The sequence below is a fragment of the Streptomyces spinoverrucosus genome, assembly GCF_006539505.1.
GTDB lineage: Bacteria > Actinomycetota > Actinomycetes > Streptomycetales > Streptomycetaceae > Streptomyces > Streptomyces spinoverrucosus.
This window is the reverse complement of record NZ_BJND01000038.1, coordinates 87,039-107,414: the sequence shown is the minus strand read 5'-3', so window position 1 is coordinate 107,414 and position 20,376 is coordinate 87,039. Positions and strand designations below refer to the sequence as shown.

The following is a 20,376-nucleotide window of genomic DNA, read 5'->3' as shown; positions in this document are numbered from 1 at the left end:
ACCGCCTCCGCCGCCGTCCGCAACGTGTGGACCGGCACCAACGCCTGGCCGCCGCCATGCCGGAGGAGACCAGGGCGTCCGTCTGCTGCTTGATGACGGTGTGGTCGATGCTGCTGGCGAAGCTGTTCCAGGACGCCCAGCCCATCGGCGGCGGAGTGACATCGATCTGGCTGGTGCTGACGGCGGTCGGTTCGACGGCCAGGGGCGCCGACGGCTCCTGCCGGTCAAGGCTGGCCAGACCGGCGACGGCGAGTCCGGCGGCGAGGACCTGGACGAGAAAGAACGTGATCTTGCCGGGACGCTGCCCCCGAGGCGTCGTGAAAGAGGTCTTCGGTGCACACGCCCGTGCACCACCGCCACTCTTGACCGATTCACCGGACGAAGTCCGGTGAATCGGTCAGAAGGTAGGGGTGCGCCAAACGGCAGGTCAATGGTTATGTCGTCTCTCGTTGGATTCTGTGCGGCGGATTCAGCCGGGGTGTCCGCGCGCCGTGGCGATGCCGACGATCCGGCGGCCGAGATGGGGCCGACCGTGAGCCGTTGGACGCGGACGTGGGTCGAGAACCCGCCGGACTCTGCCTGTCAGCTCCGTGCCCCTCAATCCGCCGTTCGGCCGAGATTCCGCGTGTCCGGGCCGGTTGCTCATGACCGTTCGGCCGAGGCGGTGGTCCCTGCCGAGAGGTGAGAGTGGAGCCCGGTCTCCACCCCGGCCGCAGTGGTACGGCGATGCCGCCGCAGCCACGACTCCCCCGCCACGTGGCCGGGCCGCACGGGTTCGTCAGGTGACCAGGACAGGAGAGATGGGCATGACTATCCGCGTGGTCGTCGTGGACGACCAGGACATGGTGCGGTCGGGCTTCGCCGCGCTGCTGTCCGCGCAGAGCGACATCGACGTCGTGGGGGAGGCACCCAACGGGCGGCTCGGCGTCGAGGTCAGCCGCAGTACGCACCCTGACGTGGTGCTGATGGACGTACGGATGCCGGAGATGGACGGGCTGGAGGCGGCCCGGCGGCTGCTCGATCCGCCGCCCGGTGTGGTGCACCGCCCGAAGGTGCTGATGTTGACGACTTTCGACATCGACGACTATGTCTACGAGGCCCTGCACGCCGGGGCCAGCGGCTTCCTGCTCAAGGACGCCCCGGTCGCCGAACTCATCCAGGCGGTGCGGTGATCGCCGCAGGTGATGTGCTGCTCGCCCCGTCCATCACCCGTCGCCTCATCGAGGACGTGGCTCGGCGCCGCTCCGTCCCGCGCCCGAACACCCGCCTGCGGCTGAACGGCCTCACGCCACGGGAGACGGAGGTCCTGCTGCTGGTCGCGCAGGGCCTGTCGAACAAGGAGATCGCCGAGACGCTGGTGGTGGCCGAACAGACCGTCAAGACCCACATGACCCGGCTGCTCGCCAAGCTCGGTGCCCGCGACAGGGCCCAGCTCGTCGCCATGGCGTACGAGTCGGGGCTGGTCGCTCCGGGGAGGTCCGGCTGACCACGCCCGACGCGGCCTGCTGCGGTCATCACGGACGGGCAAGCCCGGCACCATCGTCACGATCGTGGCACCGGCATACCCTGGCCTCGGGCTCCGTCACTTCATACCCGGGTGTGCCACCGGAGTTGGCAACTGGGTGGGACGTGCAGCCTCGTCCCCACGCCCTAGCGTCACCGCACCCTGATCAACCAGACCGGTTTCGCACGGAGCGCTCATGCACCAGACCATCGACGTCGATCACACATCCGGCTCTACCGCGCCTACGCCGACGACCTCGACCGGGCCCGCGAGAAGCAGCGGGAACTGCTCGCGTCGCCGACCTCGCTGAAGGCCCAACTCGACGACATCGAAGCGGAGATCACCTACCTCCTGCTGCGCGAGACCCGACCGGAGACGGTGGTGGAGATCGGCACCTTCCACGGCTGGTCCACCACCTGGATCCTCCAGGCACTGAGGGACAACGGCGCCGGCCACCTGTACTCGTACGACGTCGTGGACCGCGTTGTGCGCAACATCCCCCGAGCAACTGTCCACCGGCCGCTGGACGTTCACGCAGGGAGACACACGGGAGAACCCGGAGAAGATCCCGCTGCATCTGACAGCCGCTGCGCGGCGGGCACGGACTTCCTCTTCATCGACGCGGCGCACTCGGCGAGTTTCGCCCGCTGGTACATCCGCGAGCTGTTCCCGCGCATGCGGCCGGGCATACCGGTGTGCGTCCACGATGTCTTCCACGGCCGCAGGCCGCTGCCGTTCACCGAGGGCGCGGTCGTCCTGCGCTGGCTCGCCGACCGGGAGAACACCTGTTTCATCCCCTCCCGGGCCCGCGCACCCGAGATCCACGACCGCCTCAACGACGTCAAACGAACCCTCGCTCTGGGACACCCTCTTCGGGAAAGCAGGGACAACCCCATGATCTTTTTCACCCTGCGCTGAGGCGTGGGACTGCCGCCTGCGCATGGGTGAGAACCGCAGAGTCCATCCGGGACGAACTGTCGTCTGGACTTCGTCGATCATGCCGGCGCCGGATGGACGAGGCGGCCCTGGAAGATGAGTGAGGCCGCCTGCTTGAGGCGGCGGACGCGGATGCTGACCTCGTAGGCGTCGATGCCGTCGATGGCGGCGACGCGGGTGGTGAGGTAGCGGTAGAAGTCCTCGGCGTCGCGGCAGATGACGGTGGCCATCAGGTTGTGCCGGCCGCTGATGGCGCCGGCGAAGGCGACCTCGGCATGGCGGGCGAGTTCCTCGCCGGCCTGTTTGAGGCAGGCGGGGGCGACGCGCAGCCAGAGGGTGGCGTTGAGGGCGTGGCCGAGGCGTTCGGGCAGCAGGTCGACGTCGTAGGACAGCGTGCCGGAGGTCTCCAGGGCCGCCAGGCGGCGGGCGACGCGGGCGTTGGACCAGCCGGTGAGTTCGGCGAGGCGGGTGTGGGTGGTGCGGCCGTCCTCGGCGAGGGCGGCCAACAGGGGGGCGTCCTCGTCCGTGGGTGGCCGGAGTGGTCCGGCGGGGGCGGGTGGCTGTTCGCCGGTGAGCTGCCGTACCTGGTCGGGGCTGAGGCCGGCGCCGTAGCCGGTCCATTCATTGGTGCCGGTCTCGCCGAAGGGATGCAAAAGCAGGTCGATGCTGACGTCGAGGACGGAGGCCGAGCGGGGCAGCTGGCGCAGCAGGACGTCGTCGCGCTCCACGTCGACGGGGGAGCGGATCATGCAGATGATCTCCGAGCCGCCGGAGGCCAGGTTGGCGTAGGCGATGTCCGGCCGCTTGGCCAGGGAGTCCGCCAGGGGCCCGACCCGGTCGGGGCGGGAGCGGATGCGGGCCATCCACTGGGCCTGCCCGTACACCACAGGGTTGACCAGGCCGACCACCCGCATGACCCCGCTGCGGCGCAGGGCGTGGTAACGGCGGGCTGCGGTCTGCTCCGACACACCCGCTACATCGCCGATGCGGCGGAACGGGGCACGGGGCGCGCACTGGAGGGCGTGGAGGATTTTCCTGTCTACATCATCGATCACGGGGAGAGTGTTCCATTGCATAGGGGGTAGGTAGAGGTTTCTATTCACTTCGGGCTGTGAAGTTCATGGTCTGAGGCAGCGAGATGGATGCTGGGTCATGTCCTTGAGGAAGGGCCGTGACTCCCATGAGCACTCGGCTCGGTGACGTGGCTCCGGTGCCGGTGCCGGTGCCGGTGACCGTGGTTGTGGGCGTCTGCCGGTCGGCTGCCCGGCGGGGCGCCGCCGCTCCCTGACCGGCCCGGAGTGCCCTCCTCGCATCCCCCACGGGCGCTCCGGGCCATGAAGCGGCGCTGCGCCGACAGGACGACCGCGTCACCGTACGACACCACCATCCCCAGAGAGGCGTTCGTCCGTGCCCTGAACCATGCCGGTCCCACCCGGAACCCGGACTACATGTCCGCCTGGTACGAGCCCGGCACCGAGGCCGAGGGCGTCTGGGACAACCCAGGTGATCCGGTCATGCGCATCCGGGCCACCGTCTCCGGGGCCCCGTGCCGGCCCGTCCGCTCGAATGTCGACCTCCGCGTCCACCCGGCCGCATACCGGCCCGAGTTCGGACCGACCGCGTAAGCCGCCGGGCAACCGTCACACCCTCACCCACCGACGCCTGCGGGACGCCACCGGCCGCGTCCCGCAGGTCGGGGCTGCCCGCCCCGGCATGGCGGCCCCTGAGTACCACCCACCCCCTCCCCCGACCGCGGCGCACCGTGCCGCACGGGAGAATCCGGAGTATTTGCGTGAATGCCACCACAACGGCGATCAGGCCGACCGACCGGCGGGCGGCAACGATCGTCCTGGCCTGCCTCGGCGTGTTCGTCGCCTATCTGCCGGTCACCACGGTCGCCGTCAGCCTGCCCGCCATCCAGCGGGCGCTGAGCACCTCGACCGCCCAACTGTCCTGGGCGCAGGACGCCTTCGTCCTGCCCATGGCGGCCTTCATCATGACCGCCGGCGTCTTCGGCGACGTCCACGGCCGTAAGAAGGTGTTCCAGGCCGGCCTGTTCTTCTGCGCCGCCGGGGCGGCGGTCGCCCTGTGCGCGCACAACATCCAGACCCTGTGGGCCGGGCAGGCCCTGGCCGGTCTGGGCTCGGCCGCGCTGCTGCCCACCACGCTGGCCATGATCAGTCACGCGGTGCCCGACTTCCGCGAACGCGGCAAGTACATCGGCATGTGGGCCATGGCCATGCTCGCGGCCCTGGCCGTCGGCCCGGTCATCGCCGGCGTCATACTCGACCACTTCGCCTGGCGCTGGATCTACCTGCTGTCCATCCCTGTCTCACTGGTCGCGATGGTCGTCGCCGCCCCGCTGTTGACCGACTCGCGCGCCCCGCACGGGCGCAAGCTGGACTGGCCCGGCCAGATCACCGCGGCCGTCGGCGTCACCGCGCTGGTCTACGGCGTGATCGAGGGCGGCGCCGACTCCTTCACCGCCACCAAGGTGGTCGCCGCGCTGGCGCTGGGCGTCGCAGCGCTGGTCGCCTTCGTCCTGGTGGAGCGGCGCAGCGCCAGCCCCATGCTGGACCTGGCGGTGTTCCGCAGCGCGGCCTTCACCGCCACCGCCATGGTCGCCCTGATCATGTTCCTCGGGCTGATCGGCTTCTTCTTCGTCCTCAGCCTGTACTTCGGCATGGTGCAGCAGCTCGGCACGCTTCAGGCGGGCGCGCGACTGCTGCTCGTTCCCGTCGCCGCGATGGTGGCGGGGGCGCCGGCCGGACGGCTGATGCACCGCGTCCCGGCCGGCTGGATGATCACCGTCGGTCTGCTGCTGGCCGCAGGGGCTCTGCTGGCCATGACGAACCTCGACGCCGACACCTCCTACGGCTCGATCGCCTGGCGGTTGATCGTGCTGGGCGTCGGCCTCGGGCTCGTCACCACGCCGATGACGGCCACGGCCGTCGCCGCCGTGCCGCACCACCTGGCGGGCATGGCCTCGGCCGCCAACAACGCCTTCCGTCAGGTCGGTGGCGCGCTCGGCCCGGCCGTTCTCGGCGCCCTGCTGTCCACCCGCGCCGTCGACGCCCTGCCCGGCCATCTCGCCGACGCCGGCATCACCGGCGCCCAGGCCCACACCATCGTCGACACGGCGAAGGAGGGCGGCTTGGGCGCGGTCGCCGGGCTGGACCTCGGCTCGACGGCCCAGCAGATCTACGGCGCCCTGGGCGACTCCCTCCTCGACGGCATGCGCCTCTGCCTCGTGGTGGCCGCCACGCTGGCGCTGATCGCCGCCCTGTGCGCGGTCGTCCTGCTGCGCCGGCCGAAGCAGCAGGCTCCCGTCGGTGCGGCGAAGGCCGGGAGCGCGGCACGGCACGGCCGCCCGACCGCCTCCGCCGAGAACGCCCAGGCGGACACCGCCCAGCCCGCGGGACACCGGCGCGGCTGACCGGACAACCACGGGGGAGGGGAATCGTCCGCGTCGGTCACACCGAGCCGCGGACGACGATCCGCCCCCGTGCCGGGATGAGGTCGTTTCGACGCCAAGGCCCTCGGCGTCGATGTGCACGGCGGTTAGCGCGGGCGTGGCCAGGGCGCTGCACTCGGTGTCGTCGAAGCGGATCAGCGCCACGTCGTCGGGGGCGGCGAGGCCCAGGTCGTGCAGGGCGGTCGGGACATGCAGCGCGATGTCGTCATCGAGGGCGGCCACCGCCGTGACCTCGGGGTGCGCGGTGCCGAACGCTTCGACGGCGCGGGTGCCGGCCTCCCTCGGGCCGGGAACGACGAACTGCGGCATCGCGGGCAGCCCCAACCCGTCGGCCGCTTCGTCGGCGAAGCGTAGTCGCACCAGGGTGAGCGTGGTGGTTGCCGCCGCTCAGCACACTGGTTTCGGTGGCCAGGAGAGTGTCGAGAGCTTCGGTCTGGCACTCGAGGCCGGGGATGCATATCGTCTCGCCCAGCCGCAGGCCCGCGAGGCTTGCCCGGGCCACGCTTTCCGCGGTCATGGCGAAGGGCACGCTGTCAGCGAAACCGCCGTTGAACTCGGTGGCCACCACTCCGGGGCGAACCACCTGGGCGCGGATGGCGCGGCGTGATCTCGTGGGCGAGGGCCAGGAAGAAAGCCACGGTGGCGGCCTTTCGCGGCGGCGTACAGGGTGCGCGGAGGCATCCGCCGGTCGACTTGTCCGGCGCTGAATACCGGCGGGGAGGCGACGGCGATGGTGGTGCCGTCGTCGGCGGCCGGCATGCCGGGGAGGGCGGCGCGCACGAACTGGACGGATGCCAGGGCGTTGCGGGTGAGCACGCGGTCGGCTTCGGAGGGATCGACGTTTGCGAGCTCGGCGCAGCCGCCGGCCCCGGCATTGCTGATCAGCAACCGGACGTCCCCGGCGGCGAGGCGGTCGGTCCCAGTGGCCAGGTCGGAGCGTAGGCCGAGGCCGGCGGGTGGGACCTCGACGGCCGTGTCGGCCTCGCGTAGTCCGTCGGCGAGGTGGTTCAACCGGTCGACGCGCCGGGCGCCGGGTGAAATCGCACTCGGTGGCGAGGAGCCGGGCGTAGGTGGGCGCCGATGCCGGACGAGGCGCCGGTGACAAAGGCCAGGGGGGCGAAATGTTCTCCGCCTGGCGTGGCTGAAGGGCGGTGCGGTAGGGGCGGGGCGGCTGCGGGGAGGAGAAGTCCGGGACACGGATGCCGGGGTGTCCCGGCCCCGGCTGGGGCCGGAGCCGGGACACCCCGGGTTCGTGGACGCTGACGTGTGCGCCTACTCGGGCAGTGGGAGGTGACCGATCACCTTCTCGCCAACGGCCGCGGACATCCGGAGAGCCCGGTAGCCGTAGCCGCGCATGGCTTCTTCGTAGGCGCCGATGCCGTCCAGGAGCGCCTTGTCGCCCCGCGCGACGGCGAGCAGTTCACCACCGAGGACGTGCGCGTCGCGCAGCGCGGTGTTGGCGCCGATGCCCAACGCCGGGCTCATGGCGTGGATGGAGTCGCCCATGACGGTCACGTTCGAGGGCTCCCAGGCGGTCACCGGCCCGCAGCTGCGCAGCGTCAGTGGCTGCACCGTGGTGACGTCCCACAGCCGGACGGTCTCCACCAGGGCGGGATCCCAGGAGGCCACGCGCTCCAGCGCGTACGCCTTCAGCCGCTCAGGCGTGGCGGCGAACAACTCGGCGTCGGGCATCATGAGTTCGACGCGGGAGTTGAAGATGCTCAGCGCGTAGTTCTTGGTGGCTTCGTCCTGGAAGTCCTGGTCCTGTTTCTTGACCAGCGGCGAGTCGGGATTGCTGCGCTCCAGCGGGCCCAGGGTGAGCCCGGTGTAGTCGGAGGCGTAGGCCAGCGAGAAGGTGTTGAACAGCTGCGCCGGCAGCTTGGCCTTGGTCTCCTCGGTGATCGGGACCTTCGCGGCGATGCAGCGCGCGGCAAGGTCGGCGACCTTCACCTGCGGTAGCCTCTGGGCCCGCAGGGCGGAGTTGATGCCGTCCGCGGCGATCAGCACATCGGCCTCGACCGTTTCCCCGGTGTCGAGGAGCACGGTGACGGTGTCGTCCGGGTTGGAGCGATACCCGGTGGCCTTGGCGCCGAAGTGGACGGTCTTTTCCAGGCCGAGGTGGAGGATCCGGCGCAGTGTCGAGCGGCACACCACCAGGTGCTCCGGGATGTCGGTGGGCACCCCGATGCCTTCGGTGGCGGACTTGTCCCGGCCCGGACGGGGGTTGAGCCGCTCGTCGAACAGCAGCATGTCGTCGTTGGGCATGCCGGAGGTCGCCAGGAACAGCTCCCACAGCTCGGGCTCCAGGGCCGCGTAGAGGGCGGAGGTGCCGGTGGAGTTGATGTGGATCCGGTAGCCGGCCTCGCGGGCGCCAATGCTCGTGTCGCGCTCGTAGACGGCCACGTCCAGGCCGTGCCGGTTCAGGTAGTGGGCCAGCGTCATCCCGGCAAGCCCGCCGCCGACGATGACAATACGCATCCCAGGCAAAAGTACTCCCAGTGCAAATAGTTCTCGTACTCGGGAGCACACCGGGCCTCCACCAGGGAGAGGACGATTGACGCAGCCAGGCGTAATCGCCAGTGGCCTGCGCCCCGGACTACCAACCGGGATGCAATTTCGTGTGCTACACAATTCGTGCGCTGCAGAATTGTACACCGGCATTCCGCCGGTGAGGGTCGGACTGGTTTTGTGGCGTGCAGCGCTTCTTTTGGTTCAGCAGGTCAGAGTGTGCGTGAGAGAAGGTCCAGCAGTGCCGCCCAGTGGCGTTCCGCGGCTTCCTGGTCGTAGGCGGCGGTATCGGCCTGCGTGAATCCGTGATGCGCCCCCGCGTACACCTCGCAGCGGTGGCGTACGCCCGCCTCGGCCAGGGCCTTGTTCAGGCGCTCGATCTGCTCGGGCGGCAGTGCGCGGTCCTGGTCGGCATGGCCGAAGTACAGCTCCGCGGTGATGCGGTCGGCGAGCAGGTGCGGGCTGTCCGGCGCGGTGGAGGCGAGGTTCGCGCCGTGGAAGCCGGCCGCGGCGGCCACTCGGTCCGGGTAGCTGCCGGCCGTGCGCAACGCCAGGCCGGCGCCCATGCAGTAGCCGGTGACGCCGACCGGCCCGCCCCTGGTCATCGGGCATTCGGCCAGCCAGTGCAGGTAGGCGTCGGCGTCCCGCATCGCCGCCTGAGGCGTCAGGGACTGGATGATCGGTCCGATCCGCTGGAAGAGCTCCGGGCGTGCGGCCGGGTCGACGAAGTCGGGCAGGTCGATCACCGGCGCCCGTCCGTGGCGGTAGAAGACGTTGGGTACCAAGACGATGTACCCGGACGAGGCCAGACGGTCGGCCATCTTCTTCAGGTGCGGGCGCAGCCCGAAGGCGTCCATGTAGAGCAGGACAGCGGGGAACGGGCCGGTGCCGTCCGGATGCGCCAGGTAGGCGTCCGCACTGCCGTCCTGCGTGGGAATATCCACCGGTATTCCACGCACAGCGGTCATCTGCATCATCCCCTCCTTTCATTGGTGCACAATTTGGTCGAGATATCCAAGAGGAAGAGCTCGGCATTATGACTGGTGTTGATTTGATCGCGGCGATTCATTCTATTCCGCCATGCAGCTTCGGTGGCGCCCGTGCCGCAGGTGATGCTTCACCCACTTTCGGCGCCTTGACGAAGCATGGAAAACCTGGTCAGCGCAATACTTGGTTTGACGGAAAGGAATAATTCCGCCCGCCGGCAGTCGGAGATCGAGTGTGTCGAGAACGTCGCGTGCTCGCGGGTCCACGGTCATGTCCTGCTCCAAGGCTCGGTGCTGAGGCGAAGGCGCCCGTACCGGCTCTGTTAATTTCCGTCCCCAAGTGTTCGGTGACCAAGTGTTCGCTGCAGGACCGGGAAAACCACCATCCGTCCTGCGCTTACGGAGAACTTGCGTCAGACATGCATGGTGGGGTGCGCCATATGCCTCATCCGCCCGCCCGACAGTGGTCGAAGCCCCGGACCACACCGGCGCGGCCGTCAGGCCGAGTCGCGGACGATCACCCGCCCGGGAGGGCGGGTGGGTCAGCGGCCTCCAGGCCGAGCACCCTTTGGGCGGCCAGCCGCCCATGCACCTCGGCGTCGATGTGGACGGTGGTCAGTACGGGCGCTCAGTTCGCTGTACTCGGTGTCGGCGAAGCCGCTGAGGCCAGGCCGCCGGCCGCGGCCCGGGGGCGGGGCAGGACGAAGGCCGGTATCGGCGGCAGCCCCAGTCTGATCGCGGTCTGCCGGGCCGCCCCGGGCGGTCGGTTTCCCGAGCCGCGCCCAGGCCGTGGTGCTCGCGGTCGTACCAGGCCGCGCCGATGCCCAGGGTGGCCCGGCCGCCGGACAGCACGTCGAGCGTAGTGGCGATCCAGGCGAGGAGGCCGGGGCGACGGCACGTCACCTCAGTGACCAGAGAGCCCAGTCGCACCGTGGAGGTATGGGCGGCCAGGTAGGCCAGGGTCATGTAGGGCATGCGCAAGGAGCTGATCTCCCGGCCGGCGATGATGGCGGCGCGTGAGAACACGGCATCCACCATGAGGCGTCGCAGGACCGCCGCGGTGTGGAAGCCGCCGGCGATGAGGCCGCCGAAGCGGCTCGCGGCCGCCGCGTCCTCGTCCGTGTGCAGAGGCAGCGGGTCGAAACGGCGGCCGAGATCGCGAGGATCTCCTCCCTGGAGATCTTGGCGCTGCCCAGGGTGAACACGGCCCCGGGCCGAAGGTGTTCGGCGTACAGCACCCGACTCACCGCCGTTCCGGGGACGACGCGGTGCCTGCCGGACCTCTGACGGGGACGAACCAGCGGATGTGCGTGCCGAGTCGCATACGGGTCTCCGTCCGTCCTCTCTGGGTCACTGCTGAGCGCTCGTCTTCGCCGGCACCGCGAGCGGTGTCCGGGCGGGCCCCCGACGTCAGTCGACTTCCGTGACGAACCGCCGGAGCAGGCGGCTGAACGTCTCGACGTCTTCGTCCGGCCACCGGCCGAGCCGTTCCCGCAGCCCCTTGCGCGGGTGCTGCCGTACGCGGGCGAGGCAGGCGCGGCCGGTGTCGGTGAGTTCCCGCGACTCGGTCCGCGGCCGCGACGATGGGCCACCGGCGCGGCAAGCCGTCCGCCTCCAGCTGGGACGGCTGACGGCTGACGGTGGACTTCTCCAGGCCGTACCTCTCCGCCGGATCGGAGGCGGTCGGATGGGGGAAGGTGCCCACGTAGGACAGCATCGTGTACGAGGGGTTCGTCCCGGGCTGCCCCCTGGGCACGGCTGCCGCAGCGGCTGGGCAGGCATGAACGCTGTCAGTGGGCTCCGGATCGAAGCGCTCCGTCGCCGTCGAACGGCGTCCGTGGCGCGGTGCGCCGGGCGACGACGGCCAGCGCCGCGACCGTCACGGCGACGAGCAGCGGGTGGTCGACCAGCCACGTCTGGACGCCCTCGAAGGGGTCGGTCGATGTGAGGGTGGCGCGCTCGAGCATCCAGGAGACGGAGAACAGCAGGCCGAGGAGGGCGACCCCGATGCGGAACGCGGGGTAGAAGGCGGTGCGGGCCAGGACGATCAGGGAGGGCATCATCAGGGCGACGACGAGCAGTTGGGTCAGTTCGATGCCCAGGTTGAAGCCCAGCAAGGTGGTCACGAGCGAGCCGCGGTCGAGGCCGAGGTCGCCGATGAGGGAGGCGAACGCCAGGCCGTGGACGAGACCGAAACCGGCGGCGATGAGGATCTCTCCGCGGGCCACCAGGGGGCGTAGAGCGTGCACCGCGGACACGGCGATCGAGAAGGCGATCAGAGTCTCGACCGGGCGGGTCGGCAGGTTGATCACCCCGGTGGCCGCCAGGGCCAGGGTGAGCGAGTGGCCGATGGCGAACGCGGTGACGACGTGGACGACGTGGACGATGCTGCGACGCGATGAAGGGACCGAGCGCCATCGGCCCTCTGCGGCCACCAGCGGGGCCGGGATGAGCAGCATGAGGAGGAACAGCAGGTGATCCGCGCCCTCGCCGACGTGCTCGATACCCAGGCCGGCGGTGGTGGCGAAGCCTCGGATCCAAGAGCCTTCGCCTGCGGGGACCTTCAGGCTCTTGGTGTCGAAGTCGAAGACTCCGAGGGTCTCGGCGTCGTCGGTCTTGAGGATGCCGCGGTCGAAGTCGTAGCGGACGGTGGCGATGACCTTGTGGGTGAGCAGTTCCTCGACGATGACGTCGTAGGCCAGGTCGAAGGTGGTGACCCGGCCGTCGGGCGGGCGGAGTTCGAGGGGATAGACGAGGTGCGCCACCTCGTCGATCGTGCGGACCGAACCGGTGCCGAGCCTGACGGTCCAGGGCCGGTCGTCTTCGCCGACGGCCGTGATGTGCTCGGCTGTGTACCGCTTGAGGAACGCCCGCTCGGCGCCGAGCACGGTCTCCCGGGTGAGGTCCCGGTCCACGGCGACGGCCAGGCGGTCGACGGGCAGCTGCACCTCCCCCTCGACCCGGTCGCCGCGGACATCGAGGAGGACGGCCGAAGTGCTCATCGGATGGGCGCCGGCCGGCGACGCGAGGCCGCCGACCAGCATGAAGGCCGCGAGCAGGAACGTCGGCAGCAGACGAGCCGCCGACGGACGTGCGGGCAGGAGACGGCGCACCGTGGAACCCTCAGCTCCATCCGTAGTCGGCGGTCTGGTCGCGGAAGATCGTGTGCTGGTGCACTCCGTCGACCACGATGCCGCCCTGGTTGGAGAACTCGATCCAGACCGACGGGCCGTCGACCCGTACGTAGGTCTCCTTGTTGTCGATGGTCGTCGCGCCGCTCCAGCCCAGATACGTCTCGTCGTACTCGGAGACGTACTTGGCGATGAGCGCCTCGGCGGCCTCCTCGTCCAGGTCGTCGACCCACGTGCGGATCATCGCGGTGACCTTGTCCTGCTGCTCCTGGGTGAGGTTGCCGACAACGACGCCCTCGGGGTCCGGGAAGGGACCGTCGTTGCCGGGGCCGAGCAGCAGGTCGTCGAAGCTGCCGTCGATCTCGGCCTTCTCCAGTTCGCTGTCGCTGAGCGATCCGATGGCCGCGATGGTGGTGTCCCGCTTGTCCTGGAGCGGGGCGTACGACGTGCCGTCCGTCTCGAACTTCGACGGCTCGATGGCGGTCAGCGTGGGGGAGAGGCTGACGTCGTCCTTGTAGTAGGTGATGTTGTATCCCGCGTGGTGGCCGTTGAACTGGACCGTGAACTGCTCGGTCTCGCTGGGCTCCCCGAAGAGGGCCAGGTAGTACTTGTCCGCGCCGTAGTCGTCGCTCCCGCCGGGGCCGCCCCCGCTGCCCGACGACCCCACTTCGCTGAGGTACTCGTCCGCGATGCGGATATCCTCCAGCTCCTTGTAACCCTGCTCGCTGAGGGCGGCCTCCATGACCTTCAGCGCCGCGGCCTTCTGGTCGTCGTCGAGGTCGGCGAACTCGATGCCGTTGCGCGCGGCGAGCGAGATCGGGAAGTTCGACCAGCCCTTGGCCTTGGCCTCGTCGTCGAAGTCGTAGAGGGCGGTGTCCTTCTCGTCGTCGGAGAGCGTCTTGAGGAACGCGTTGGCGGCGGCGACGACCTCGGCGGTGTTCGCCTTCCCGGCGCCCGTGCTCGACGTCGTGGATGAACTCTGGCTCGAAGATGCCTCGGACGACGTGGACGAGGAGCCGTCGGAGCCGCAGCCGGCGACGCCGAGGCCGATGCAGGTGGCGAGGGCCATGCCGCGAACGAGTGCCCATCTTCGTCTTACGCCGCGCGGTAGTGATCCGTGTGCGGGGGAAGCCGTCGGGGAAGAGGCGGTGGGGGAATGGGTCACGGTGGACATGGGGCTCCTGGAGTGGTGCGTGCAGGGGCTCCCATCGTGGGTGAGCCGTATGGGATTTCCATGGGAGCCGCTGGTGAATTGGGCAAAGTCCGGGCCCCTGCCGGGCAGGGGCGAATGCGTTCGGAGTGGTCCGAGGGAAGCTGGTTTCCTGGGGTAACGGCTGCTGGACGACCGGCGGTTTTGCGCCATCATGTGGGGGTGCCGAACCGTGTCCTCATCGCCGATGACGATCGTGCTGTCCGCGAGTCCCTCGCACGGGCACTGAAGCTGCAGGGATATGAGGTCGTCACCGCCGCTGACGGGGTCGAGACGCTGACCCGAGCCCGTCGGGAGTCGTTCGACGCCCTGGTGATCGACGTGATGATGCCGTACGTCGACGGCGTGGCGGTGTGCCGAGTGTTGCGCGCCGACGGTGATGTGACCCCGGTGTTGATGCTCACCGCGCGCGGCGCCACGTCGGACCGGGTCGCCGGGCTGGACGCGGGCGCCGACGACTATCTGCCCAAACCCTTCCAGGTCCCCGAACTGCTCGCTCGCCTGCGTGCGCTGCAACGCCGGGCCGCGCTTTCACCGGGTGCTCAGGGGGACAGACCGGCCGGCCTGCGCATCGCCTCCCTGCACATGGACCCGGACGCCCGCCGGGCCTGGTGGGCGGACAAGGAACTGCAGCTGTCGAAGACCGAGTTCGACCTGCTGGAGCTGATGGTGCGCAACGAGGGGATCGTGCTGGCCCATTCGACGATCTCGCACCGAATATGGGGCTACCACTGCGGGCCGCACACGAACAATCTGGCGTGCTACATCAGCTATCTGCGGCGCAAGCTCGCCGACGTCGGCGCGCCCGACCTGATCCACACGGTGCGTGCCGTGGGTTACGGGGTGCGGCGGCCATGAGCCTGCGTCTGCGTTTCACCCTCGCCTTCACCGCCGTCGGAGCCCTGGTGGCGGTCCTCGTCGGTGTGCTGAGCTTCCGCGTCGCCTCCGACCGCGTCGTCGAGGGGGCCAACCGGACGGTCCGAATGGTCGCACTGGCCGTGGCCGAGGATCGGGACACGGCGCATGCCCGCCCAGACGCGGTCACGCGGCGCTCGGACGGCAACCCGGGCACGGGCGACGACGGGGAGCAGCCGGCGATCGTGCAGTCTGTGGCTCCCGACGGTACGGTCACCCGTCTCGGCGGCCCGGACGTGGAGTTGCCGGTGTCCGACACCGGACGCGCCCTCGCCGCCTCCGGCGCGCCCGGACAGGAGGAGACCACCATGATCGACGTGGGCGGTGCCACCTACTGCCAGCTCACCATTGCACTGGGCGAGGGCCAAGGGGCCCTGCAGGCGGCCATCCCGCTCGCTCCGACACTCGGCGTGCTGGGCGGTATGGCGATGGAGATCGCGGAAGCCGCCCTCGCTGTCATGTGTGCCGCGGCGGGCGCGGGCTGGCTGCTCGCGCGGCGTATCACCCGGTCTCTGGTGCGGCTGGCCGGGGCCGCCGAGGAGATCAGTGCCGACGGCCACGTCGACCGCGAGGTACCGGTGGACGGGCGCGACGAAGTCGCCCGGCTCTCGGCGTCGTTCAACACGATGATCCGCCGGCTCGCCGCCTCCCGGGCTGTGCGGGAGAGGCTGGTGCAGGACGCCGCCCACGAAGTCCGCACCCCGCTGACCAGCCTGACCACCAACGCGGGCGTGCTGCGCTACGCCACCGAGCTAGCCCCGGACGACCGTGACCGGCTCCTCGACGACGTTGAGGACGAGACGCGCGAGCTCGGTCACCTGGTCGACGAGCTGGTCGAGCTGGCCCTCTCCCGGAGCCGCGACGACGCCGAACAGCCCGTGGAACTGACCGAGGTGGCCGGCCGGGCCGCACGGCGGCTGCACCGGCGCACCGGCCGGATCGTCCTGCTCGACTCCGACGACTGCTTGGTCCGCGGCCGCCGCCAGGCACTGGAACGGGCCGTGAGCAACCTGCTGGAGAACGCGGCCAAGTTCGACGGTGACGGCGAGAATTCCATCGAGGTGCACATCCGTCGAGGCACGATCACCGTTTCCGACAGGGGACCGGGCATCGCCGTGGAGGACGCGGAGCGGGTGTTCGACCGGTTCTACCGGGCCGACACCGCCCACGGCGTGCCCGGGTCCGGGCTCGGCCTGGCCATCGTCCGCGAGGTGGCGGAGATGCACGACGGCACCGTGTTCGCGCGATCACGATCCGGCGGCGGGGCGGCCGTGGGGTTCACCGTGGCCCCCTCCCGGATCCTGCCGTCCCGGGAACCGGATCTCGCGGGGTCACACGACGAGCATTTGCCCGAGCGTCGCGTCGGGCGGCATCCGGACTGAGAGCCGCGGCATGAACAAGCACCGACCCGTCCCATGCCGCCGCAGGACCGCGCGAACCGCTCCGGCGCACGGTCACGTCCGCGGACAGGCGGTTGGCCAGGCCGAGCCGCCCGTCGGCCCCCGGGCCACCATGGAGAAACTGCTGATGAATTCCTCCGATTCCGCCCTGCGCCCGGTCCCCTCCATCCGCCGGACCAGGGGGACGACCGCCCGCTCGGCGGCAGCAGGTACAGGGCTGCGGCCGCGGGCCTGCAGGAGAGTTCCCGTGACCGTCAGTCGACTCCGGGCAGCAAGGATTGGTCCTCACGTGGGGCATGCCGTTCGAGATGGACGCGGTGGCTGGTGGCGTTCTGGGAGAGGGCGAAGCCCAGGATGAAGACCTTCTGCCGGTCGAGGCCGTAGGAGATCATGCGGTTGTTCCACAGGCTCTGATGAGCTGGTTGTGGACGGACTCCGCGTCACTGCGGTGGGGGTAGACGAGCTGGTGGGCGAGCGTGGCTTCGGGGATCTGCTGAAGGTACTCGGCCCGATGGAAGCCGCGCTCGATGTCACTTGGTCGCCGCTTGCCAGTTGAGGCGTCCCAGACACCGCGGTCGTCGGGGGCGGTGGTGATGCCGACCTGGACACGGTGAGCGTGGTCGCCGTGACGGCACGGAATGCGCAGCAGGTGGTACCAGCGGCTCTTGTCGCGGCCTTCGCGGTGTTCGAGTCGGGTGACCGGCACGGGGGCAAGGACGCTGGTGCCGTCGTCGAGGAGGATACGTTCGGCGATGCGGCCTTGGTCGCACCACAGGTCGTGCCGGCATCGTCCGGGGCGTAGCAGCTCGTACGCCCGGGGTTTGACGGAGCCGTGCTGCTTGTTGATCACCAGCAGCCCGAGGCGGGCGAGGGCGTCGCGATGGACGCCGTGGAACGCGCCGTCGTAGACGACTCCCATGCAGCCGGGCGGCTCAGGTCGGAGGCCGGTGAAGGCGCGCACTGCAACAGCGGCCTCATCCTCGTATTCGCCCCCGGCGACATGCCGGAAACAGAGGATGACCCGCCGCCAGTAGCCGTCGTCCCGACCGGATACGAAGAACCACTTCGTGCCGCGGGCAACTCGTTTCTCCTGCTCGCCGTTCTCGTAGTACAGACGCGCCGCTGGGTCGACCCGGCGCACGAATGTGTCTGCTGATCAGCGTGCGTAGGTCGGGCCACTCGGCGAGCAGCAGGTCGTGACTGAGGAAGGCTATGAGGTCGTCGCGCTGTCCCTCCGTCAGAACGGTGCGGTAAAGGCTCATGCGCTGCCGGGGTCGGTCGAGGTCGTAGGCGCGCAGGCCCAACCACACGACACGCAGTGGCAACTCGATGCGACCGTGCACGGGACCGGCCAGATCCTTGAGCGAGCTCGTCAAACGGCGCGCGTACCGGGCACGCAGCACGTCAGCCGCGGGAGGTGAGGAACTGGCCGGCGGATCCACGTGCGGATTTTCCACTCACGGCGACAGGCCAGACTCCTCGGAGCTGTCCGCAGCGCCACGTAGGTCTGCAAGCATCCGCCTGATGTCCTCGGTCAGCGTCGCGGGTGTGGAGACCCGGCCGACTCGAACGGAGAGAGCACCCGGAGTGTCAGCCGGATCAGCCTCCACCAGGTAACCCACTTCCGACAGGATGCCGAACAGGGCCGCGTGCAGATGACGTCGAGCGGCCTCCTGCGCACGGTCCGCCGCGCCCATGGGCCAGCCTCGCAGTTGTTCGTCGGCTGCGGCGCGACGCAGACTACGAGAGACGAACCACTCCACGTCGACTGATTCGCCGCGATCAGTAACCACAACACTGTGGGCGCGGTAGCGGTCGTCGTTGTCCGCTTCGGGTAGTCCGGCGGCTGCTAGAAGCGTCCGGGCCTCCAGCCTCAATGGACCACGACCTGAAGGTTGGCGTCGATGCTGAGCACTTGTCACGGGGCATGCTCCTCGGTCAGGAATGAGTGGTCATTCGACGAGAGTGATGACGCCGTCAGGAATCCAGCCCTCGAGATACCCACGTAGAAATGGACCGAGTTCGCGTGGATGTACATCAAAATCTTCGTCCTCGACGTCCGACAACGGATGCCAGACATAGTCGGCATTCGTAACGGAGCGGGCGCTGACGGGAAGACTGATCGACCTCACTCTGTTGTGACGGACGACGAAGATATGTGTCGATTCGTCCAGACCGCCTCGCTCCGGTGGTGGGTTGAATCTTCCGACTACCGGAGTGCGTGCAAGGAACCAGTGGGAGAAGAGCGGGTCCAGGACGTGAATGACCGAGAAGTGTGACGGGCGGATGCGGATTACCTTCGAAGTGACCGGCCGCCAAGAAGACTCGCCGTGAACTCTGCACAGCAGCACACGTTCTTGGCGGTCGATCGCGGCCAGCACATTGCAAGGCGAATTCTTTCGGAATGCACTCCTCATGCCTTGAGCGTCCGTCAGAACCGATACCCACGCCTCCGCTGAGTAGAAGAGGAATGAAGCCGACAACAATCCGGTGATTCACTGAAGTGAGATCCAGCTGTCCCTGTGCCCAGCTCGTGACGATGTAACAGCCACCGACGTGATCTGAGGACAGGCCCTGACCTGCAGCGATCAGCTAAGCGTTCCCGAAGTGGCGAGTTTGTGTTCCGGAGCGATCTCCTGGCCACCCGCTGACCTGCGGCGACGGAGTTTTCTACAAGCCCCACGAAGGCAGGGCCTTGCGTAAAACGTGGATGAATACTCTGAGTGACTATTCACCGCGGTTTGGGCAAGGTCCAGGGACCGCCACTGAGGTGGCGGCCCCTGACAGGGTAGCGGATCGGGGTGGGGTGGTGGGCTGAGGCTGATGCCTCAGCGGGTTCATGATCGGTACGGTTTGCCGTCGTCGCTGGGGTCGGTGGGCTCATCTTGTTCTTTAACCTTTCAACCGTTGTAGGGCGATGAGTGTCTTCTCACGTCGGACGGTTTTCCCCACGTCGTAGCGGGGCGCCCGGCGCCTGTTCCTGGTGCCGGGTGGTCGTCCTGGACCGGACCGGTGGGGTTTCGGCGTTTTGGCGGGACAGGGCATGTGCTGGCGGAGGTTTCGAAACGTCCGACGGACCCGAGCCGGGGTGAGCCGGCCCGGTGGAGCCGGTTTCTCCCACGGGTGCCGCAGATCCCGGGCGAGCGGGCGGGCGAGCCCGAGCCGGGTGTATGCGGCGATGATCAGCCAGGTCCAGCGGTCGGCCGCTTCTGGTTCCCGCAGCCGGGGCTTCGTCCAGCCCAGCGTCTGCTTGAACAGCCTAAAGGTGTGCTCCAGGTCGACGTGCTATCGCGCTCACTCTCATGGGCATTTTCATGGTCTCGGTAATGGATGACCTTGAAGACGAGCCATCATGGGAGCCGTCGTCCACGATGACGACGGACAGCGCTTCACCTGACGTCTCAGAGGAAGACGTCGAAGCAGGGGCAGACGACGATGGTGGGACAGGCGGCCGGGGCTTCGACGGGCAGGTGGGCATCCAGTTCGGCTGTGCCTGTTCTCCCGTCGGTGCTCTCGGCATTGCTGATGATGGTCGTCCCGCCAAATGCTTCATGGGCAAGGACGGTCGGGCTCGGTGGGGCTATGACTCGAACCGCGGATAGCAGGAAGTGGTTCAGCCGCTGGTCGGCGTCGGCATTCCTCGGCCGGCTTGGTGTAGCGCCCTTCCGAGCGAGACGCCTGGTCATGAGGGTGATCGCCGCCCAGGTGATCAGGGTCTCAGAGGGCTGGATGAGCCGTTCGTAGTCCCACCCAGCGGCGCGGCAGCACGACGAAGCCCGAGGCGTCCTTGGGGCGGCTGACCGGCTTGATCGTGAGGTTGAGGTGCTGTTTCGCCCAGTCCACGAGCTTTCCGGCGTAAGCGGAGTCCGCCCGGACGATCGTGATCTCGGGGTGCATCAGGCGCAGGCGGAAGAGGACTTCCTTCGCCGCTGCGGCGTCGTGCAGATCGGCGGGGGTGACCATGACCATCAGGGGCAGGCCCCGGGTGTCGACGACCAGGTGGCGCTTGCGCCCGTTGATCTTCTTGCCGGCGTCGTAGCCGCGGGTGGCTTTGGAGACGGGCTCCGCGGCTTTCACACTCCGGGAGTCGATCACGGTGGCCACCGCGCGGGGGCCTTTGCCCATGTCGCGACGGAGCCGGCCGGCAAGATGGTCGCAGATCCGGCCGACGATCCCGGCGGCGCCCCAGCGGGCCATGAACCCCCAGACCGTGCGCCAGGGCGGGTAATCCGCAGGCAGGGCCCGCCACTTGCAGCCGGTGTCCACGACATAGCGGATCGCGTCGACGATTTCGCGGCGGGGGTGCTTCTC

General features: G+C 69.1%; 17 protein-coding genes and 5 pseudogenes. 7 read left to right on the top strand and 15 right to left on the bottom strand.

All coding sequences use genetic code 11. The features are described from left to right. From SSP24_RS43555 to SSP24_RS25135, 3 genes and pseudogenes are all read left to right on the top strand, one after another. A partial coding sequence (locus tag SSP24_RS43555; protein ID WP_218037103.1) for a hypothetical protein occupies nucleotides 1-392 on the top strand: 392 nt, incomplete at its 5' end. A gap of 414 nt (nucleotides 393-806) precedes the next feature. Continuing rightward, nucleotides 807-1,486: pseudogene (locus SSP24_RS25140) on the top strand (response regulator). A 399-nt stretch (nucleotides 1,487-1,885) separates the two neighbouring features. Continuing rightward, nucleotides 1,886-2,422: a class I SAM-dependent methyltransferase gene (locus SSP24_RS25135; protein WP_167529695.1), complete on the top strand. Its 537-nt coding sequence runs from the start codon at nucleotides 1,886-1,888 to the stop codon at nucleotides 2,420-2,422. 77 nt (nucleotides 2,423-2,499) lie between these two features. Here SSP24_RS25135 and SSP24_RS25130 read toward each other — a convergent pair whose 3' ends face one another. Next, nucleotides 2,500-3,495 (bottom strand): Lrp/AsnC family transcriptional regulator, encoded by a 996-nt coding sequence (locus tag SSP24_RS25130; protein WP_141311958.1) that lies wholly within the window; start codon nucleotides 3,493-3,495, stop codon nucleotides 2,500-2,502. A gap of 279 nt (nucleotides 3,496-3,774) precedes the next feature. On the opposite strand from SSP24_RS25130, the gene SSP24_RS25125 reads away from it, so the two are divergent. Then, entirely contained in the window at nucleotides 3,775-4,065 is a 291-nt protein-coding gene (locus SSP24_RS25125) for a hypothetical protein (RefSeq protein WP_141311957.1), read from the top strand. Nucleotides 4,066-4,232: 167 nt separating this feature from the next. Then, nucleotides 4,233-5,876, top strand: a complete 1,644-nt coding sequence (locus tag SSP24_RS25120) for an MFS transporter (RefSeq protein WP_141311956.1) — start codon at nucleotides 4,233-4,235, stop codon at nucleotides 5,874-5,876. Between the two features lie 150 nt (nucleotides 5,877-6,026). Here the strand turns inward: SSP24_RS25120 and SSP24_RS44280 are convergent. The 7 genes and pseudogenes from SSP24_RS44280 to SSP24_RS25085 form a co-directional block, all read right to left on the bottom strand. Further along, a pseudogene (locus tag SSP24_RS44280) lies at nucleotides 6,027-6,224 on the bottom strand (substrate-binding domain-containing protein); the annotation flags it as partial. Between the two features lie 204 nt (nucleotides 6,225-6,428). Next, entirely contained in the window at nucleotides 6,429-6,926 is a 498-nt protein-coding gene (locus SSP24_RS25110; RefSeq protein ID WP_167529694.1) for an SDR family NAD(P)-dependent oxidoreductase, read from the bottom strand. Nucleotides 6,927-7,187: 261 nt separating this feature from the next. Then, nucleotides 7,188-8,393 carry an FAD-dependent oxidoreductase gene (locus SSP24_RS25105; protein WP_167529693.1) on the bottom strand — a complete coding sequence of 402 codons (1,206 nt, stop codon included), beginning with the start codon at nucleotides 8,391-8,393 and terminating at the stop codon, nucleotides 7,188-7,190. A 242-nt stretch (nucleotides 8,394-8,635) separates the two neighbouring features. After that, nucleotides 8,636-9,391, bottom strand: coding sequence for a dienelactone hydrolase family protein (locus tag SSP24_RS25100; RefSeq protein ID WP_141311953.1), 756 nt, complete (start codon nucleotides 9,389-9,391; stop codon nucleotides 8,636-8,638). Nucleotides 9,392-10,189: 798 nt separating this feature from the next. Next, nucleotides 10,190-10,543 (bottom strand): annotated as a pseudogene (locus tag SSP24_RS44960) (LLM class flavin-dependent oxidoreductase); the annotation flags it as partial. Nucleotides 10,544-11,199: 656 nt separating this feature from the next. Continuing rightward, nucleotides 11,200-12,522: a HupE/UreJ family protein gene (locus SSP24_RS25090; protein WP_229864926.1), complete on the bottom strand. Its 1,323-nt coding sequence runs from the start codon at nucleotides 12,520-12,522 to the stop codon at nucleotides 11,200-11,202. Between the two features lie 10 nt (nucleotides 12,523-12,532). Beyond that, the gene (locus tag SSP24_RS25085; RefSeq protein WP_229864927.1) at nucleotides 12,533-13,609 is read right to left on the bottom strand and encodes a DUF3500 domain-containing protein; all 1,077 of its coding nucleotides are present in this window, start codon (nucleotides 13,607-13,609) and stop codon (nucleotides 12,533-12,535) included. A gap of 303 nt (nucleotides 13,610-13,912) precedes the next feature. Between SSP24_RS25085 and SSP24_RS25080 the strand changes: the two genes are divergently transcribed. Together SSP24_RS25080 and SSP24_RS25075 are read left to right on the top strand one after the other, a co-directional pair. Next, on the top strand, nucleotides 13,913-14,608 hold the full coding sequence (locus SSP24_RS25080; RefSeq protein ID WP_174864703.1) for a response regulator transcription factor: 696 nt from the start codon (nucleotides 13,913-13,915) through the stop codon (nucleotides 14,606-14,608). Further along, entirely contained in the window at nucleotides 14,605-16,047 is a 1,443-nt protein-coding gene (locus SSP24_RS25075) for a sensor histidine kinase (RefSeq protein ID WP_141311950.1), read from the top strand. The genes SSP24_RS25080 and SSP24_RS25075 overlap by 4 nt, the downstream gene beginning before the upstream one ends. A gap of 272 nt (nucleotides 16,048-16,319) precedes the next feature. On the opposite strand, the gene SSP24_RS43000 is transcribed toward SSP24_RS25075, so the two are convergent. The 7 genes and pseudogenes from SSP24_RS43000 to SSP24_RS25045 form a co-directional block, all read right to left on the bottom strand. Beyond that, the gene (locus SSP24_RS43000; RefSeq protein ID WP_167529692.1) at nucleotides 16,320-16,457 is read right to left on the bottom strand and encodes a hypothetical protein; all 138 of its coding nucleotides are present in this window, start codon (nucleotides 16,455-16,457) and stop codon (nucleotides 16,320-16,322) included. Continuing rightward, complete coding sequence (locus tag SSP24_RS25070; protein WP_141311949.1) at nucleotides 16,454-16,984, bottom strand: hypothetical protein; 531 nt, start codon at nucleotides 16,982-16,984, stop codon at nucleotides 16,454-16,456. Before SSP24_RS25070 ends, SSP24_RS43000 begins: the two co-directional genes overlap by 4 nt. 55 nt (nucleotides 16,985-17,039) lie before the next feature. Then, nucleotides 17,040-17,507, bottom strand: a complete 468-nt coding sequence (locus SSP24_RS45580; RefSeq protein WP_229864928.1) for a transcriptional regulator — start codon at nucleotides 17,505-17,507, stop codon at nucleotides 17,040-17,042. Between the two features lie 15 nt (nucleotides 17,508-17,522). Beyond that, nucleotides 17,523-17,828, bottom strand: coding sequence for a hypothetical protein (locus SSP24_RS25060; RefSeq protein ID WP_141311948.1), 306 nt, complete (start codon nucleotides 17,826-17,828; stop codon nucleotides 17,523-17,525). 189 nt (nucleotides 17,829-18,017) lie between these two features. Continuing rightward, the gene (locus tag SSP24_RS25055) at nucleotides 18,018-18,482 is read right to left on the bottom strand and encodes a hypothetical protein (RefSeq protein WP_141311947.1); all 465 of its coding nucleotides are present in this window, start codon (nucleotides 18,480-18,482) and stop codon (nucleotides 18,018-18,020) included. A 475-nt stretch (nucleotides 18,483-18,957) separates the two neighbouring features. Continuing rightward, nucleotides 18,958-19,344 (bottom strand): annotated as a pseudogene (locus SSP24_RS45140) (NF041680 family putative transposase); the annotation flags it as partial. 344 nt (nucleotides 19,345-19,688) lie between these two features. Then, nucleotides 19,689-20,376 (bottom strand): annotated as a pseudogene (locus tag SSP24_RS25045) (IS5 family transposase); the annotation flags it as partial.

Coding starts and splice junctions, on each gene's coding strand:
- SSP24_RS25075 (WP_141311950.1), top strand. CDS start 14,605: ATGAGCCTGCGTCTGCGTTTCACCCTCGCCTTCACCGCCGTCGGAGCC.
- SSP24_RS25070 (WP_141311949.1), bottom strand. CDS start 16,984: ATGGGAGTCGTCTACGACGGCGCGTTCCACGGCGTCCATCGCGACGCC.
- SSP24_RS43000 (WP_167529692.1), bottom strand. CDS start 16,457: ATGATCTCCTACGGCCTCGACCGGCAGAAGGTCTTCATCCTGGGCTTC.
- SSP24_RS25085 (WP_229864927.1), bottom strand. CDS start 13,609: ATGGCCCTCGCCACCTGCATCGGCCTCGGCGTCGCCGGCTGCGGCTCC.
- SSP24_RS25055 (WP_141311947.1), bottom strand. CDS start 18,482: ATGAGGAGTGCATTCCGAAAGAATTCGCCTTGCAATGTGCTGGCCGCG.
- SSP24_RS25100 (WP_141311953.1), bottom strand. CDS start 9,391: ATGACCGCTGTGCGTGGAATACCGGTGGATATTCCCACGCAGGACGGC.
- SSP24_RS25105 (WP_167529693.1), bottom strand. CDS start 8,393: ATGCGTATTGTCATCGTCGGCGGCGGGCTTGCCGGGATGACGCTGGCC.
- SSP24_RS25125 (WP_141311957.1), top strand. CDS start 3,775: ATGAAGCGGCGCTGCGCCGACAGGACGACCGCGTCACCGTACGACACC.